The sequence below is a fragment of the uncultured Parabacteroides sp. genome, assembly GCF_947855115.1.
Lineage (GTDB): Bacteria > Bacteroidota > Bacteroidia > Bacteroidales > Tannerellaceae > Parabacteroides.
The window spans coordinates 48978-64762 of the sequence record NZ_CANTZW010000005.1; the positions used below are offsets into that span (position 1 = coordinate 48978).

12 protein-coding genes are annotated in these 15785 nt (G+C 48.7%); 2 read left to right on the forward strand and 10 right to left on the reverse strand.

Annotated features, from left to right (window positions below; translation table 11 throughout):
* Window positions 1-45 precede the first annotated feature (45 nt).
* The 4 genes from Q0110_RS05385 to polA form a co-directional block, all read right to left on the reverse strand.
* Window positions 46-1026, reverse strand: a complete 981-nt coding sequence (locus Q0110_RS05385; protein ID WP_297903757.1) for a FecR domain-containing protein — start codon at window positions 1024-1026, stop codon at window positions 46-48.
* Between the two features lie 73 nt (window positions 1027-1099).
* Window positions 1100-1648 (reverse strand): RNA polymerase sigma-70 factor, encoded by a 549-nt coding sequence (locus tag Q0110_RS05390; RefSeq protein ID WP_297903760.1) that lies wholly within the window; start codon window positions 1646-1648, stop codon window positions 1100-1102.
* A 154-nt stretch (window positions 1649-1802) separates the two neighbouring features.
* Window positions 1803-2951 carry an MFS transporter AraJ gene (gene araJ / locus Q0110_RS05395; RefSeq protein WP_297903763.1) on the reverse strand — a complete coding sequence of 383 codons (1149 nt, stop codon included), beginning with the start codon at window positions 2949-2951 and terminating at the stop codon, window positions 1803-1805.
* A gap of 210 nt (window positions 2952-3161) precedes the next feature.
* Window positions 3162-5927, reverse strand: a complete 2766-nt coding sequence (gene polA / locus Q0110_RS05400) for a DNA polymerase I (RefSeq protein WP_297903766.1) — start codon at window positions 5925-5927, stop codon at window positions 3162-3164.
* 101 nt (window positions 5928-6028) lie between these two features.
* Between polA and Q0110_RS05405 the strand changes: the two genes are divergently transcribed.
* Window positions 6029-7003, forward strand: coding sequence for a polyprenyl synthetase family protein (locus tag Q0110_RS05405; protein ID WP_297903770.1), 975 nt, complete (start codon window positions 6029-6031; stop codon window positions 7001-7003).
* 71 nt (window positions 7004-7074) lie between these two features.
* Here the strand turns inward: Q0110_RS05405 and deoC are convergent, their stop codons facing one another.
* The 6 genes from deoC to mnmG form a co-directional block, all read right to left on the reverse strand.
* Window positions 7075-8013, reverse strand: a complete 939-nt coding sequence (gene deoC, locus Q0110_RS05410) for a deoxyribose-phosphate aldolase (RefSeq protein ID WP_297903773.1) — start codon at window positions 8011-8013, stop codon at window positions 7075-7077.
* Window positions 8014-8017: 4 nt separating this feature from the next.
* The gene (locus Q0110_RS05415; RefSeq protein ID WP_005860438.1) at window positions 8018-8350 is read right to left on the reverse strand and encodes a nucleotide pyrophosphohydrolase; all 333 of its coding nucleotides are present in this window, start codon (window positions 8348-8350) and stop codon (window positions 8018-8020) included.
* Window positions 8351-8352: 2 nt separating this feature from the next.
* Window positions 8353-8805 carry a D-aminoacyl-tRNA deacylase gene (gene dtd, locus Q0110_RS05420; protein WP_297903784.1) on the reverse strand — a complete coding sequence of 151 codons (453 nt, stop codon included), beginning with the start codon at window positions 8803-8805 and terminating at the stop codon, window positions 8353-8355.
* Between the two features lie 67 nt (window positions 8806-8872).
* Entirely contained in the window at window positions 8873-10702 is a 1830-nt protein-coding gene (gene uvrC / locus Q0110_RS05425; protein ID WP_297903787.1) for an excinuclease ABC subunit UvrC, read from the reverse strand.
* Entirely contained in the window at window positions 10699-12336 is a 1638-nt protein-coding gene (ade, locus tag Q0110_RS05430; protein ID WP_297903790.1) for an adenine deaminase, read from the reverse strand. Before ade ends, uvrC begins: the two co-directional genes overlap by 4 nt.
* A gap of 44 nt (window positions 12337-12380) precedes the next feature.
* Window positions 12381-14258: a tRNA uridine-5-carboxymethylaminomethyl(34) synthesis enzyme MnmG gene (gene mnmG, locus Q0110_RS05435; RefSeq protein ID WP_297903792.1), complete on the reverse strand. Its 1878-nt coding sequence runs from the start codon at window positions 14256-14258 to the stop codon at window positions 12381-12383.
* Window positions 14259-14345: 87 nt separating this feature from the next.
* On the opposite strand from mnmG, the gene Q0110_RS05440 reads away from it, so the two are divergent.
* Window positions 14346-15617 (forward strand): serpin family protein, encoded by a 1272-nt coding sequence (locus tag Q0110_RS05440; protein ID WP_297903795.1) that lies wholly within the window; start codon window positions 14346-14348, stop codon window positions 15615-15617.
* Window positions 15618-15785 lie beyond the last annotated feature (168 nt).

The following is a 15785-nucleotide window of genomic DNA, read 5'->3' on the forward strand; positions in this document are numbered from 1 at the left end:
ATTATGCCTTTTGTCTTTTTGTCATATACTCATAGGCAAAATGATTTAAGGTTCTACACTACTTATCGTTACACGGTCGTTATCATCGAATGTATATTTTATCGGATTAATCTTGGACAAGGTCCGTAATATCGTTTCCAGGGAATCATCTTTCACCGTGAACGTATAGAATTGGCTCTCGGCTATCTTCGGATCGACATTGATTTTCACGTTGTACCATCTTTCCAGATATTTGCAGATATAGCCGAGCGATTTGCTCTTGAAGAATACCGATTCTTTTGCCCAGAATGTCTCTAGCTCCACGTCCGATCGCTCGATCTTCAATGTTTGCCCTTTCTTATCGATCCTCGCGATCTCTCCCGGGCTTAGAAAGGCTTCCTTTCCGTCTTTTAGCGATACGGATACCGATCCGCTGCGCAGGGCGATTTTCGCGTTGTTGTCGTTCGGGTAGGAATACACGTTGAACTTGGTTCCGTATACCTTTACCTTCAGGTCGCCGCTACGGACGACAAACGGATGCCTTTTGTCTTTCGTGACCTCGAAGGAGGCTTCTCCCTCCAGTATTAATTGCCGTTTGTGGATGAACGAGGAGGCATATTGCAGCGTAGAGCCGGTGTTCAGCCAGACAACCGAGCTGTCTGGCAGTATTATTCTGGATTTCCCGTTCAAGGCGGAATAATATTGAGTGGTGTTGTATTGCCGTACAAGCTGGTAGCTGTAACCGATGCCTAGCAGCAGTAAGATACTGGCCGCGATGGAGATGACCGAGTATTTGATCCGGCGTAGGCTCCTTTGCTTGTGTCGGCCCGCGTGGATACGGGTTCGCATCTTTTCCCAAGAGACAGCCAGATCCGGTCTCGCTCCCGATACCTCTTCCTGTATCTTGTTCCAGAGCAAGGTGATATCGGCGAATAACTCGGCGTTATCCGCTTCTTTTATCCATGCGTCGAACAGCGCGTCTTGTTCCGGGGTGGATTCGTGTCTTAATCGGGCTATAAGCAGCCCCCATGGTATGATCTTTTCCATTACATCGAGATTATCCTTTTATAATAGAGACACGGTTTCGGAGAGGAACCCTAACACCTCGAACGAAATTTTCTCAGAAAAGATAATGATAGCTTTCCCCCAGATGGGCTTTGATGTGTTTGAGCGCTTTGGTTATCTGGGCTTCTACGGTCTTTACCGTGATATTCATGTCTGTGGCGATTTCTTTGTTAGAGCGGTTCTCCATACGGCTTTTAACAAATACTTCCCTGCATTTGTCCGGCAGGGCATAGATGGCCTCGTTGATCAGTTGCTCCAGTTCTTTCATCTCAAGGGGATATTCCTCGATAGCGGATTCGAAAAGGGATATGTTTTCCGTGCGGAGTTCTTGCTCGTGGTCTCGTAGATAGTTTAAGGTCCGGTTACGGGCAGAGGTAAGGAGATAAGCTTTTATGGATAATTTGATCTTTACACTCTTTCGTTTCTCCCAAAGAGCCGTGAATACGTCTAACGCTATCTCCTCCGATACCGTATCTTTCTTTATATAGAAAAAGGAAAGCCGATACACGGCGGTGAAATAGGTATCGAAGAGATACTTGAATGCCGCCTCGTCATCTTCTTTGATTCGTTGTAAAAGAAAGATATCGTCGATATTTTTCATCATACCATTAGATTTACTGATCCTTATCTACGCGAAAATAAGAGAATATGATGAAATATGTACGCATATGGCCGATTTGTGGTAACTTTTAATTGCGCCGATACATAGGATGCCTTAAAAGGCTTCCGGCGGTTTAAGGCATCCTATCGTTTTTTGCTTAAGCTGTTTTCTCGTATTTCCGGTAAAAGCGAGTCAGTAGCAAGAACCCGGTGAAAGCGAATCCTGAACCGATCAGGGCGGGGTATTTATAACCGAGGCCGGCCTCCAGCGGCAGGCCGCCGCAATACGCCCCGATAGCGTTTCCTAAGTTGAACGCGACTTGTACGCTGGCGGCTCCCAGCATCTCTCCACCTTTGGAATAGCGGATTAATAATACTTGCTGGGGGCTTGATACCGCGAATAACCCCGCCGTGCACAGGCACATCAGCAATACATTCAACCAAGATATTTGTGCCAGGAAAAAGATGAGCGACAAGACTACGCAAATCATACCTTGCGCCACAGCCGCTACCCGCCCCGGCATGTATTTATCGGATAGGCGGCCACTGGCCAGGTTACCCACCACCATGCCGAAACCCGCCAATACCATCAAGACGGTAAGGCTTTCGGTGGAGAAACCCGATACCTGCGTCAATAACGGGCTGATATAGCTATACCAGCAAAATACGCCTCCGTTACCCAACATCGTGGCCCCGAGGATCAACCAAGGCGCTTGGGCCTTGAGGAAACGGAATTGCCCTTTAAATCCGGTATCCGGAAGATTCTCTACCATAGGCACCCATCTCCAGATATAATATAGGATGGCTATGCCCCAGCAACCAACCAGCAAGAAAGTCAGCCGCCAGGAAAGCATGGTGCTGAGGGCCGTTCCCAGCGGTACGCCAAACAGGTTGGCGATCGTCATCCCCGCTATCATGATAGAGACAGCCTCGGAACCTCTTCCTTTATCGGCGAGCTTCTCCGCTACGATGGAACCGACCCCGAAATAAGCCCCGTGGGGTAGTCCGGAGATGAAACGGGCTACCATTAATACCCAGTAATTGGGCGCTGCCGAGGCGCATAAATTACCGATCATCATAATCCCTACCAGAACGAGCAGAATGTGCTTCAACGGATATTTGCGGGCGATAATCAGCAGGGGAGCGCCTACGCAAACTCCTAGCGCGTAGGCCGAGATGAGGTGTCCGGCAGTAGCGATGCTGATGTGTAAGTCTTTTGCGACATCGGGCAGGATACCCATCATCACGAACTCGGCGATACCCAGCCCAAGGGTACCGAAAGCTAAAGCGATCAAACTTTTTTTCATAACCTAAAATACAGAACAATCTTTTGTGGCGCGAAGATAGTGTATGGCGTACATTTTTCTTCTGCCTTCCGGGGTGTTTTTACGGGAGGATTTCGTGTTTCGGGCGGGTTATTATGGTTTGGATAAAACACGTACGTGTTTACAAAAAAACATGTACGACTTTTTGAAAAAGCACGTACATGTTTTTTTAAGGGGGATTCCGGTATTATCTCAATGCGCTTCCAGCCAGTTCGCTCCCTCGCCGCAATCGGCGATCAAGGGGACTTGCAGCTTCATGACGTTTTCCATTTCCTCGAGAACGATTTTCTTTACCTCCTCGGCTTCCTCTTTGTATACGTTGAAGTTTAACTCATCGTGTACTTGAAGGATCATCTTGCTTTTCAATCGCTCTTTCTCGAAACGCTCGTAAATGCGTACCATCGCTAGCTTGATGATATCGGCGGCGCTTCCTTGGATGGGGGCGTTGATCGCGTTTCGTTCGGCGTAACCTCGTACTACGGCGTTGTGCGAGTTGATATCCGCCAAGAAACGCTTGCGCTTGAAAATGGTTTCCACGTACCCTTTCTCCTTGGCGATCTTGATGCTCTCCTCCATATACTCCTTGATACGGGGATAGGTGTTGAAATAACCGTCTATCAATTCCTTGGACTCGGAGCGGGGGATACCCAGGCGCTCGGCGAGCCCGAAGACGGAGATGCCGTAGATGATACCGAAATTGGCGGTCTTCGCCTTCCGGCGCATATCGCCGGTTACTTCCTCTACCGGGATTCCGTAGATCTTGGCGGCTGTCGCGGCATGGATGTCCGCTCCGCTTTGGAAAGCCTCGATCATATGCGGGTCGCCACTCAGGTGGGCCATGATGCGAAGCTCTATCTGGGAGTAGTCGGCGGAGAAGAAGAGGCAATCCGTGTTGTCCGGGATAAACGCCTTACGGATCTCGCGGCCTAGCTCGTCTCGCACCGGGATGTTTTGCAGGTTCGGATTGGTGGAGCTGAGGCGGCCGGTAGATGTCACCGCTTGGTTGAAAGAGGTATGTATCTTTCCGGTCTGCGGATTGATCAATTCTGGGAGAGCGTCGATATAGGTGCTTAATAGTTTCTTCAGCCCCCGGTATTCGAGGAGCTTGCCGATAATGGGATGTTTGCTGCGAAGTTTCTCCAGTATGTCCTCGCTGGTACTGTAACCGCCTGTTTTGGTCTTCTTCGCTTTCTCGTCTAGTTTCAAGCGATCGAAAAGGATCTCGCCTACCTGTTTCGTGGAGTTGATGTTGAACTCCGTGCCGGCTAGCTCGTAAACCTCTTGCTCCAGCTTGTTCATGGAGGCGGTAAGTGCTCCGGAGGATTGCTTAAGCGCTACCGTATCCAGCGTGACGCCGGTAGCTTCCATTTCCACTAATACATATATTAATGGCATCTCGATCGTGGTGAAGAGGGATTCTAGTCCTTCCTTCTTCAACTCGGGTGCGAAATGGTTCTTTAGCTTGAGCGTGACGTCCGCGTCCTCGGCGGCGTATTCGGCGATCTGCTCTATGGGTACGTCTCGCATCGATAACTGGTTCTTTCCTTTCGGGCCGATCAGTTCCTCGATATGGACGGTCTGGTACTTGAGGTAGGTTTCCGCCAGGTAATCCATTCCGTGCCGCAACTCCGGGTTCAGCAGGTAATGGGCGATCATCGTATCGAACAGGGGGCCGGCTACCTTCACGTTGTATTTGCGAAGCACCAGGATGTCGAATTTGATGTTTTGCCCGATCTTCAGTGATTTCGGATTTTGCAGGGCAGGGGAGAAGCGTTCCACTACTTTCGCCGCCTCTACCGAGTTGGCGGGGACGGGAACGTACCAGGCCTCGTTTTCCTTCACGGCGAACGACATTCCGACCAATCCGGCCTTCAAGGGATCGATGCCGTCGGTTTCCGTGTCAAAAGCGAAAAATTCCTGACCCAATAAAAAGTGGGCTAAATCAGCCTGTTTTTCCTCTGTATCAGCTAGATAATAGTTGTGGGGGGTAGACTTTAAGTCCGTGAGAATCGATTTTTTCGGCTCTTCCGTACTCTCGGGCGTAAAAATTGCGAACAAATCGCCTTGAACGGGGCCTTTCGGGGCGGCTTTGAGCGGCTCGGAATTCATTTTGTTAATAAATGTTCGGAATTCTAATTCCGTGTAAATCTCTGTCAGACGCTCCTCGTTCGGCTTCTCGCGGACGCAACGGGCGGCATCGAACTCGATAGGGACGTCCGTCTTGATTGTCGCCAGGAATTTGGAGAAACGGATTTGCTCGGCGTTCTCCTCCACCTTCTTCTTTTGAGCCCCTTTCAACTTATCGGTGTTCGCTAATAGATTCTCGATGCTTCCGAATTCGGCCAACAGCTTTTGGGCGGTCTTCTCGCCAACTCCCGGACAACCGGGAATATTATCGGAAGCGTCGCCCATCAGTCCCAGCAGGTCGATCACCTGATCCGTGCTTGTAAGGCCGTATTTGTTTAATACCTCGGCTACGCCCATGATCTCGTAATCTCCACCGAATTTAGGACGGTACATGAATATATGCTCAGATACCAACTGTCCGTAATCCTTGTCCGGCGTCATCATGAAAACATCGAAGCCCTCCTTCTCCGCTAGCTTTGCCACGGTCCCGATTACGTCGTCTGCCTCATAGCGGGGTACTTCCAGGATCGGGATGTTGTAAGCCTCTATGATCTCCTTGATGATCGGTACGGATTGACGGATCACTTCCGGTGTCTCTTCCCGTTGCGCCTTGTACTGCTCGAAGGCCTCATGCCGGAAGGTAGGTCCCTTCGGGTCGAAGGCTACCGCTATGTGAGTAGGGTTCTCACGTTTTAATACGTCTTCCAGACTGTTGATAAAACCGAAGATGGCAGAGGTATTCACGCCTTTAGAGTTGATACGGGGATTCTTGATGAAGGCGTAGTAGGAGCGATAAATTAACGCATACGCATCTATAAGGAATAACTTCATTACTTTTAACACGTTTTAGTGGGACAAAATCTGGGTAAATGTACGAAAAAACTCGCTTACTCGATAGTTTTTGTTACTTTTGCGAATCTTTGCATGGAATTATGGATGAGAGAAGGAAAATAGAAGAACCGGTTTCCGCTGAATTTGAACGTTTCAATAAGGATTTCGAGGCATCTCTACGCAGCGAGACGACCCGGTTACAATCGGCTATTGATGTTATATTGAATTCTACCGGGAAGCACGTGCGTCCGTTGTTGGTGCTCCTTACCGCCAAGGTCTGCGGACAGGTTACGGATAACACGATCAATTCCGCTGTTTTGCTGGAGCTTTTGCATACCGCCACATTGATTCACGATGACGTGATCGATGAGACGAAGCAGCGTCGTGGCGTTCCCTCTTTGAATGCTATCTTCGATAACCGTATTTCCGTGTTGGTAGGCGATTACGTGCTTTCCACCGCTTTGATCCGCTCCATACAAACCGGCGATTTGCGGATTGTAGGGATTATCTCCAACCTGGGCCGGGATCTGTCCGAAGGAGAGATCAAGCAATTGGAGACCGCCGAGGAGAGTATCCTGGACGAGAATTGCTACCTGCAAGTGATCAAGAAAAAGACGGCCACCTTGCTTTCCGCTTGCACGGAGATCGGGGCCATCTCATCGGGCGCCTCCGCGGAGGTGATCGCCCTTTGCCGCGAGTTTGGCGAGTATCTGGGCTATTGCTTCCAGATCAAGGATGATATCTTTGATTATTTCAAGGAGGCGAATATCGGTAAGCCGACGGGTAATGATATCCGCGAGGGTAAGGTTACGCTTCCGTTATTATATGCCTTGCGGCAGGGTAGGGAAGAGGATGCCGCCCGTTATCTGGACATGATCTTACGGAAAGATTTCGTGGCGGAGAATGTCGATTCCCTGATCGAGTTCGCCAAGGCAAACGGTGGAATCGAATATGCCGAGGCCCGCATGAAAGAATACCATGATAAAGCGGTCGATGTCCTTCTGAGATTGCCTGAGTCCGAAGCCCGGGCCTCCTTAATCCAACTGGCGGATTATATCATGACTCGTTCCAAATAGGATTGATCGGGGTGTTTATGTTTACCGGACGCGAGATTCTAAATCGTCCGCGCCCGGTTTATTGGGACGGGTTATTTCCCGAGTCGTTTTTCTATGTCGCCGACTAAGCTGCTCGCTCCGATGCGGAACAAGTCTTTGTTGAGCCATTCATTACCTAATATTTCTTTTACGATCGTATAATACCGGGCTGCGTCTTCCGCTGTGCGTACGCCTCCGGAGATCTTGATGCCGACCTTGTTCCCCGTGATGGAATGGTAGGTTTTGATAGCCTTACACATGGTATAGACTGCCTCCGCTGTAGCTCCGGGATACCCTTTGCCGGTAGAGGTCTTGATGAAGTCCGCGCCGGAATACATGGCTAGGATGGATGCCTTTTGGATGTTCTCCGTCGTGGCTAAAGCCCCGGTTTCCAGAATTACCTTTAAATGGGCGTGGCGGCAGCTCTCTTTGATCTCTTGTAGCTCCTCCGTTAATTCCTCGAAATTGTCTTCCATGAAGTAACCAAGGTTCATGACAACGTCGATTTCATCGGCCCCTTGCATGACGGCCATAGCCGTTTCCGCGATCTTGACCTCCATAAATGTCTGTGAGGAAGGGAAGCTTCCGGCAACGGACGCGATCTTGACTCCCTGCGCGGTAAGCGCCTGTTTGACGGTTTCCACGAATAGGGGATAGGTGCAGATAGCAGCCACGTTCGGGACATCCGGACGGGTTCCCTCGAAATCGTTTACCGTATCTACCATCTTCCAGATACTTTCTTTGGTATCTAGGCTGGTTAATGAGGTCAGGTCGATACAGCCATGAATGGTCTTCAGTACTTCCGGCGTAAAGTTCTCCTGGAAATGTTTCTCTAGAAGGGCGTTTACCACCTCGGTAGTCCGGTTGTCCGGTAAAGCCGGCTCAAACTTATTGAAAGCTTCATGGTAGCGATCTATCTGTACGGGATTTGACTCGTGCTCGTGATGATGCTCATGGTCATGCCCACATTCGCAATCGTGATGATGTGCCATATTCTTATAATTTTTGATTGTTTATATGTCGTTCTTTATCTCGGTCTGTTTTCTTTTGGAGATTCTTCTCGAAGGCGGCGGTGAGGTCTACTCCGGTCTGGTTGGCAAGGCAGAGCAATACCCATAAGACATCTGCCATTTCATCGCCTAAGTCCCGGTGCTTGTCGCTTTCCTTGAAAGACTGCTCGCCATAGGTGCGTGCCATGATCCGGGCGAGTTCGCCTACTTCCTCGGTGAGGATTGTCATATTGGTAAGCTCGTTGAAATAACGTACCCCATAGGTCTTGATCCAGGAGTCTACCATTTGCTGGGCTTGTTGTAAAGTTATATCTGCCATACTTATTCTTTATTTTGGGAGTCGATGATAATAGTAACCGGCCCGTCGTTTAAAAGTTCGATTTTCATATCGGCTCCGAACGTACCGGTTTGCACAGGTTTTCCGAGTCGGAGCCCTACCTCTTCGCAGAAAGCCTCATACATCGGGATGGCTATATCCGGTTTGGACGCTTTTAAATAGGAAGGACGGTTCCCTTTCTTCGTGGAGGCGTGCAAGGTAAATTGGCTGACGACCATGATCTCGCCTCCCGCTTCGATAACCGAACGGTTCATGACTCCGTTTTCATCGTCGAATATGCGTAGGTTGGTGATCTTTTTTGCCAACCATTCAATATCTTCTTGCGTATCCTTGTCCTCGATACCGACTAATACCAATAGCCCCTTTCCGATCTTGGACTTAAGCTGTCCGTCTATCGTAACGGAGGCATATTGTACGCGTTGTGTAACTGTTCTCATTTTGTTCGCTTTTATTTTGCTTTGTTCGTTTTTTGTTCGCTGCTGTTCGTTTTTTGTTTAGTGTTGTTCAGTTTTTGTTCGCTGCTTTTTTGTTCAATCCTTCTTGTAGCGCTTTCGCTTTCGCCTCTCCGATAATCGATTTGAGATCCTCGAAGCTTGCTTCCTTGATTCGTTTCACACTCTTATAATGATGTAAAAGTAATACTTTTGTCTTTTCACCGATTCCCTTTATGGTATCTAATTCGGATTTTGTCTGGTTTTTACTTCGCTTATCTCTGTGGAAAGTGATAGCGAAACGGTGTACCTCATCTTGAATCCGGGTAAGCAAATGGAATAGCGGGCTATCTAAACGCATACCTACGGTGACGGGTGGAAATCCGAATAATAATTCCGAGGTCCGATGCCTGCCGTCTTTCGCTAGCCCGGCGATTGGAATGGATAGGCCAAGTTCATCTTCTACCACCGAGCGAACCACCTCCATTTGCCCCTTTCCACCATCTGTTATGATTAGGTCGGGTAGGGGAGATTTCTCCTCGATCGCCCGCTGATAACGTCTGCGGACCACTTCCTTCATGGAGGCGTAATCATCCGGGCCGACTACGGTCTTTATGTTGTATTTGCGATAATCTTGTTTGGAAGGTTTGCCCATCTTGAATACCACGCAAGCCGCGACCGCATCGCTACCCTGTATGTTTGAGTTGTCGAAGCATTCGATATGAGCTGGTAGTTTTTCCAGACGCAAAGCCTCCTGGATCTCTTTCAAGACGCGCGTGTTCCGTTGTTCGGGATTCAGTTTTTCCGCTTGTTTCAAACGGTCTACTTTAAACTGCTTTACGTTCATCTCGGATAAATCGAGCAGTTTCTTTTTATCGCCTCTTTGAGGAATCGTGAAGGTGGTGTTCTCTAACTGCATATCCAGCTTGAACGGTACGATAATCTCCCGGGCGGTACTTTTAAAACGGTTCCGCATCTCGATGATGCCTAGGCTTAGCAGTTCTTCCTTGGTCTCCTCCAGGCGTTTTTTATACTCGAATGTATAGGCCTGTACGATCGCTCCGTTTCCGATATGCATAAAGTTTACATAGGCGGAATTGCCGTTCTCTATGATCGTAAATACATCTATATTATGCAACATCGGGGTTACTACCGTAGATTTAGAGCGGTAGTTCTCGATAACCTCATATTTCTCCTTGATCTTTTGCGCTTCCTCGAACTTAAGCTCGGCCGCGAGCGATTGCATCTCCTCGTAAAGATGTTTGCTGATTTGCGAGATATTTCCTCTCAAGATCTCTTTGATCTCGGATATGTTTCGTTGGTATTCCTCCAATGATTGCAAACCCTCGCAAGGGCCTTTGCAACGTTTGATATGGTATTCCAGGCAAACCTTATAACGCCCTTGAGCGATAGATTCGGGGGTGAGAGGATATTTACAAGTACGTAGAGGATAAAGCTCCTTCAGCATTTGCAGCATCACTTTCGCCGTGAACAGGGAGGGGTAGGGGCCGTAATATTGAGATCCGTCCCGGACGATATTCCGGGTCTGGAAAACCCGGGGGAAATACTCGTTCTTCACGACGATGGAAGGATAGGTCTTATCGTCTTTCAGCAATACGTTGTAGCGGGGGCGATACTGTTTGATCAGGTTATTCTCCAGCAATAACGCGTCTTCCTCCGTATCGACAACTATATATTTGATGTCCCGGATTTGCTTGACTAGTACACGGGTCTTGTTGCTGTCGTGTACCTTGTTGAAATAAGAGGATACCCGCCGTTTCAGGTTCTTCGCCTTACCGACGTATATGATCGTTCCGTTTTCATCGAAATATTGATAGCATCCCGGTTTTTCCGGGATGATCGATAGAATTGTTTTGATATGTTCGTCTTTATCGGCTATCATACAAATAAGGAAGTTGGTTGGAACGTCTCGCTATCAAACAATCCTTTATCACTAAGTTTCAGGGAAGGGATCACTAGCAAGCCCATAAAGGATAGCGTCATTTGCAATGAATCCATAGGAGTCTTTAATCGCTTGATCTTTTTCTCTATCTCTTCGTAAAGGCGGCTTGTCTCTTCCAGGGATTTGTCGCTCATCAACCCCGCTATCGGTAAAGGCAGGAGAGCGACCTCGTCCATACAGCTCACGGCGATTCCGCCTTTCGCTTTTATTACCGCGTTGATCGCTTGCATAAGCTCGAAATCGGTCGCGCCTATGGCGATGATGTTATGGCTGTCGTGGGAGATGCTTTGTGCGATGGCTCCGAGCTTAAGCCCCGTCCCTTTGATAAAGGCGATGGCAGGCGGCGCCGTTTGATAACGATTGATGATGACAAGCTTCAGGATATCCCGCTCCGTGTCTGATTCCACAAATCCGTCGAATGTATGTACGGGGTATAGTTCCTCTTTCGTGATCAATTCGCGGTCTTCGCAAACGATCACACGCATTTGTTTTCCTCTCGCTTTTACCGCTAGTTTTTCCAGCGTGACCGGTTTCGTGTGGAAGTTATTACAGTGCGTAGACTTGTGGAAAGGGAGCGTGCATTTCTCTCCATCATATACACAGGTTCCTTGTATATAGGTAGCCTGTATCGTTAGATCTTTTAAGTTGTCTACTTGGATGAAATCCGCGGAATCTCCCTCCCGCAAGAAACCTGCGGGGATTTTATAATGCTTGGCCGGGTTATAAGAAGCGGCTCGTAAGACATCGTATAGATCGTATCCTAAGTCTAGCGACTTTTTTACCATTCTATTAATATGACCTTTGTTCAGGAAAGAAGGATGGGCGTCATCCGTGCAGAACATGATTTGTTCCGGATACTCTTTCAGTAGGGGATGAAGTGCGTCGAAATTCTTTGCGGCGCTTCCTTCCCGGATAAGGACATACATTCCTAGATCACATTTCTCACGGCCTTTTTCCAGGGAGATCGTTTCGTGGTCGGTAGAAATACCTGCTTCGATGTATGCTTTTAACTTGGGGCCTGTCGCTAGGGGATAATGCCCGTCAATAGGTTTCCCGGTTCTTTGGGCGGCTTCTATTTTACGCAAGACCTCCGGGTCGTTGTTTAAGACTCCGGGGTAATTCATCATTTCTGCCAAGAAGTGTAAATCCTCTCGTTCCAGTAGACGGGCGGTTTCATCTGCGTCTATGATCGCTCCGGCGGTTTCCATGGTTGTGGCCGGCACACAGGATGGAACTCCTAGCCAAGTGTAGAATGGGATTCCCCGGGCGTTATCAAGCATGTATTCGATACCCTCTGTGCCCATTACATTCGCTATCTCATGAGGATCTGCCACAGCGCCGACACTACCGTGGCGTACGGCTGCTTGAATAAATGCCGCGGGAGTCGTCATACTACTCTCTATGTGTACATGTGCGTCGATAAAGCCGGGGAGGAGATAGGAGCCTTCATCTTCTCCGGTGGGCGTTACCTTCTTTATATACCCGTTTTGGATCGAAACCTCCGCTCCGAAAGTTCGCCTATTGATTATATCAACCAGATTCCCTCGTATAACCAGTGTTTTAGCTTCGTTCATTTGAATATCTCCTTTAATATGTTTCACGTGGAACATTCCGTGTTTCACCTTCCAAGCAATACCAGAAGGATGTTGATGTCGCTAGGGGAAATGCCCGGGATACGGCTGGCCTGGGCGATCGTATCAGGGTCTATCCGGGTCAGTTTTTGGCGGGCTTCCGTAGAGAGAGACTGGATGGAATTATAATCGAATTTGCCCTTGATGCGGATGTTCTCTAAGCGGTTTATCTTGTCCGCGATGATTCGCTCGCGCTTGATGTATCCGCTATACTTAATCAGTATCTCGGCGGCCTCGATGATCTCTTCCTTGCGAGAGGCGGGAACTTTGTCTAGCTCGGCACGAAGGGCGGGGACTAAGTCTGCCAGATTCTCTAAGCTAGTCTGCGGACGGAGTACGACATCGAATAATTTACAACCGTGGGATAGGGGAGCCGTACCTAGTCTCTCCAAGCCGCTATTGATATATTGAGGCTTCACGGAATAGTTCTCCACGAAGCGGATAATGGCGTCGCGGCTTTCTTTCTTCTCGCGTAGTAAGTCGTAGCGCTCTTGCTTTGCCAATCCCATTTGATAGGATTTCTCGGTTAGTCGCATGTCTGCGTCATCTTGGCGAAGCAAGATACGGTACTCCGCACGGGAGGTAAACATGCGGTAAGGTTCGTCCACGCCTTTCGTCACCAAGTCGTCGATAAGGACACCGATATAAGCCTCGTCTCTTCCAAGGATGAAAGGTTGCCCACCGTGGCAATTGATATGGGCGTTGATACCTGCGACCAAGCCCTGCCCGCCGGCTTCCTCGTATCCGGTAGTCCCGTTGATCTGTCCGGCAAAGAAAAGATTGCGGATTTGTTTGGTCTCCAAATTATGCTTTAGCTGGGTCGGGTCGAAGAAGTCATATTCTATTGCGTATCCGGGGCGGTAGATTTGTACATCCCGGAAAGCGGGGATCGCTTGAAGCGCTCGAAGTTGGATCTCCAAGGGTAGGGAAGAGGAGAAGCCGTTCAGGTAGTATTCCTGTGTCGTCTCGCCTTCCGGCTCTAGGAATAGTTGATGTTGCGTCTTGTCGGCAAACGTTACGATCTTTGTCTCGATACTCGGACAATAACGCGGGCCGATACTTTTGATCTGCCCGTTGTAAAGAGGAGAGTCGGGGAGACCTTCCCGTAATATATCATGGCAAGCCTCGTTCGTAAAAGTAGTCCAGCAGCTCAATTGTTTTAGCCTGCGATGGCTGGTATCCATGTAAGAGAACTTATGGAAATCGTTCTCGCCCGGTTGTTCTTCCATCTCGTCGAAGTGAACGCTACGGCCATCGATACGAACCGGCGTTCCGGTTTTCATACGATCCGCTTGGATACCCAGAGAGATAAGTTGCTCGGTAAGCCCGGTCGCCGCAGGCTCGGCGATACGCCCGCCCCGTATCTGGGTTCGCCCGATATGAAGCAGGCCGTTTAAGAAAGTACCGTTCGTAAGTACTACCGCTCCGGCACGGAATACGACGTTCATTCCCGTGCGAACGCCACAGACCTGTCCTTTCTCGATGATCAGTTCATGAACCATGTCCTGCCAGATCGAAAGGTTCGGCATATTCTCCAGTATGCCCCGCCAGCAATCAATGAAACGGGCCCGGTCGCTCTGGGCACGCGGGCTCCACATGGCCGGTCCTTTGCTACGGTTTAACATACGGAATTGGATAGCGGTCTGGTCGGTCACGATCCCCATGTATCCCCCCATCGCGTCGATCTCTCGTACGATCTGTCCTTTGGCGATCCCTCCGACAGCCGGGTTACAACTCATCTGGGCGATCTTGTTCATATCCATCGTGATCAAAAGAGTCTTTGATCCTAGATTCGCCGCGGCAGCTGCGGCTTCACAGCCGGCGTGCCCTGCGCCTACTACTATTACGTCGTAATTGAAAGTCATTTTTATTCCCTTTTATTTTACGCGAAGATAGTGAGTGTTCGTGAAAGAATTCGTTTATATTTGTATAATAAATACATACATTGTTTTATGAGAAAGGTATTCCCTATAGTCTTACTTGTCGTATGGTTGGGTATCCTGTCGCTGGCTTGCCAAGACCGGAAGGACGAGCAGCCGTCGGAAACGCGGATGTGGAAAGATATAGAGTTATCCCCGGAAAGCCGGCAAATTGCGGAGAGAAATACGAGATTTGCGTTCCGTTTTTTCCATAAGATGGTAGAGTCGGGCGATGCCTCAAATACGCCGTTGGTTGTATCTCCTTTAAGTGCCTCTTGTGTGTTATCGATGGTGATGAATGGAGCCGGAAGCGATTGCTTGGATGAGATGCGGGAGGCGCTTTGCCTTGACTCCATCCCGTTGGATTCAATAAATGATTATTATAAACAGCTAACCGGTTGTTTTCAGTATAAAGATTCTCAAACGGAGCTGGGGCTTAATAATTCCATTTGGATACACAAAGGTTTTGAGGTCAAGCCGGCTTTCAAAGAGATAAACCGTAAAGTATACGACGCGGAGATTCGCAATATAGACTTTTTCTCTCCCGGTGCGGTCGATGCCGTCAATCGTTGGTGTGCCGAGAAGACAAAGAACCGTATACCTAAGATCATGGAGGCTTTCGCTGCGCAAGATCGCATGGTCTTGCTAAATGCCCTCTACTTCCAGGGTAAATGGGAACTCGAGTTCCAAGAAGATTATACCCATCCGGAACCATTCACGGCCATGGACGGGAGTATCTGTAAAGTCAAGACGATGTGCCAGACCGAATCTTTCCGTTTAGTGAGGAATGAGTTTTTCGATATAGCCGAGCTTCCCTATGGGAACGATTCCTTTTCAATGGTGATATTTTTACCCTCTCCGGAGAAAAGCTGGGATACCTGTTGGGACTCGTTTACGGAAGGGAATTGGCAGAGATGGGATAAGGAATGGGAATTACGGCGGCTCGATTTGAGGCTTCCCCGCTTTAAGATAGAAGGTCGTCAAAATCTCGTCGAGACCTTACGGGCGATGGGTATGATTCAGCCTTTCGATTGGCATGAGGATAATTTTCCCCATATAGCGCAAGGAAGATTGCAGATCGGAGACGTATTTCAAAACACCTTTATCTCGGTTGATGAAGGAGGAACGGAGGCTGCGGCTGTCACGGTCGCCACCATCATTGCAGAGGAAGAATTACCTCCTTCCTTACTCCCTTATCCTTTCCACGTAAACCGCCCTTTCCTTTTTCTGATTAGGGAAAGAAACATGGGTACGATCTTGTTCATGGGAAAGGTTCCGGCGATAACCTCCTCTGATGTGGAGTGATCTTTTATGGGATTAGTCATCTTCGCCAATTATAATTTAGAATGTATTCATTTCTTTGAAAAAACAGACCTTCATACCTCTCTGCGATAGAATCTTTTCTATAGTTCATGCAGTAAGTGATGAGAAACTTAATACACTTACGAAAATATCGTAGGAATAGTTTCTTAC

Bases quoted from the DNA above. Each gene is read 5' to 3' on its own strand.
- Q0110_RS05385 (WP_297903757.1), bottom strand. From the start codon at position 1,026: ATGGAAAAGATCATACCATGGGGGCTGCTTATAGCCCGATTAAGACAC.
- Q0110_RS05390 (WP_297903760.1), bottom strand. From the start codon at position 1,648: ATGATGAAAAATATCGACGATATCTTTCTTTTACAACGAATCAAAGAA.
- araJ (WP_297903763.1), bottom strand. From the start codon at position 2,951: ATGAAAAAAAGTTTGATCGCTTTAGCTTTCGGTACCCTTGGGCTGGGT.
- polA (WP_297903766.1), bottom strand. From the start codon at position 5,927: ATGAAGTTATTCCTTATAGATGCGTATGCGTTAATTTATCGCTCCTAC.
- Q0110_RS05405 (WP_297903770.1), top strand. From the start codon at position 6,029: ATGGATGAGAGAAGGAAAATAGAAGAACCGGTTTCCGCTGAATTTGAA.
- deoC (WP_297903773.1), bottom strand. From the start codon at position 8,013: ATGGCACATCATCACGATTGCGAATGTGGGCATGACCATGAGCATCAT.
- Q0110_RS05415 (WP_005860438.1), bottom strand. From the start codon at position 8,350: ATGGCAGATATAACTTTACAACAAGCCCAGCAAATGGTAGACTCCTGG.
- dtd (WP_297903784.1), bottom strand. From the start codon at position 8,805: ATGAGAACAGTTACACAACGCGTACAATATGCCTCCGTTACGATAGAC.
- uvrC (WP_297903787.1), bottom strand. From the start codon at position 10,702: ATGATAGCCGATAAAGACGAACATATCAAAACAATTCTATCGATCATC.
- ade (WP_297903790.1), bottom strand. From the start codon at position 12,336: ATGAACGAAGCTAAAACACTGGTTATACGAGGGAATCTGGTTGATATA.
- mnmG (WP_297903792.1), bottom strand. From the start codon at position 14,258: ATGACTTTCAATTACGACGTAATAGTAGTAGGCGCAGGGCACGCCGGC.
- Q0110_RS05440 (WP_297903795.1), top strand. From the start codon at position 14,346: ATGAGAAAGGTATTCCCTATAGTCTTACTTGTCGTATGGTTGGGTATC.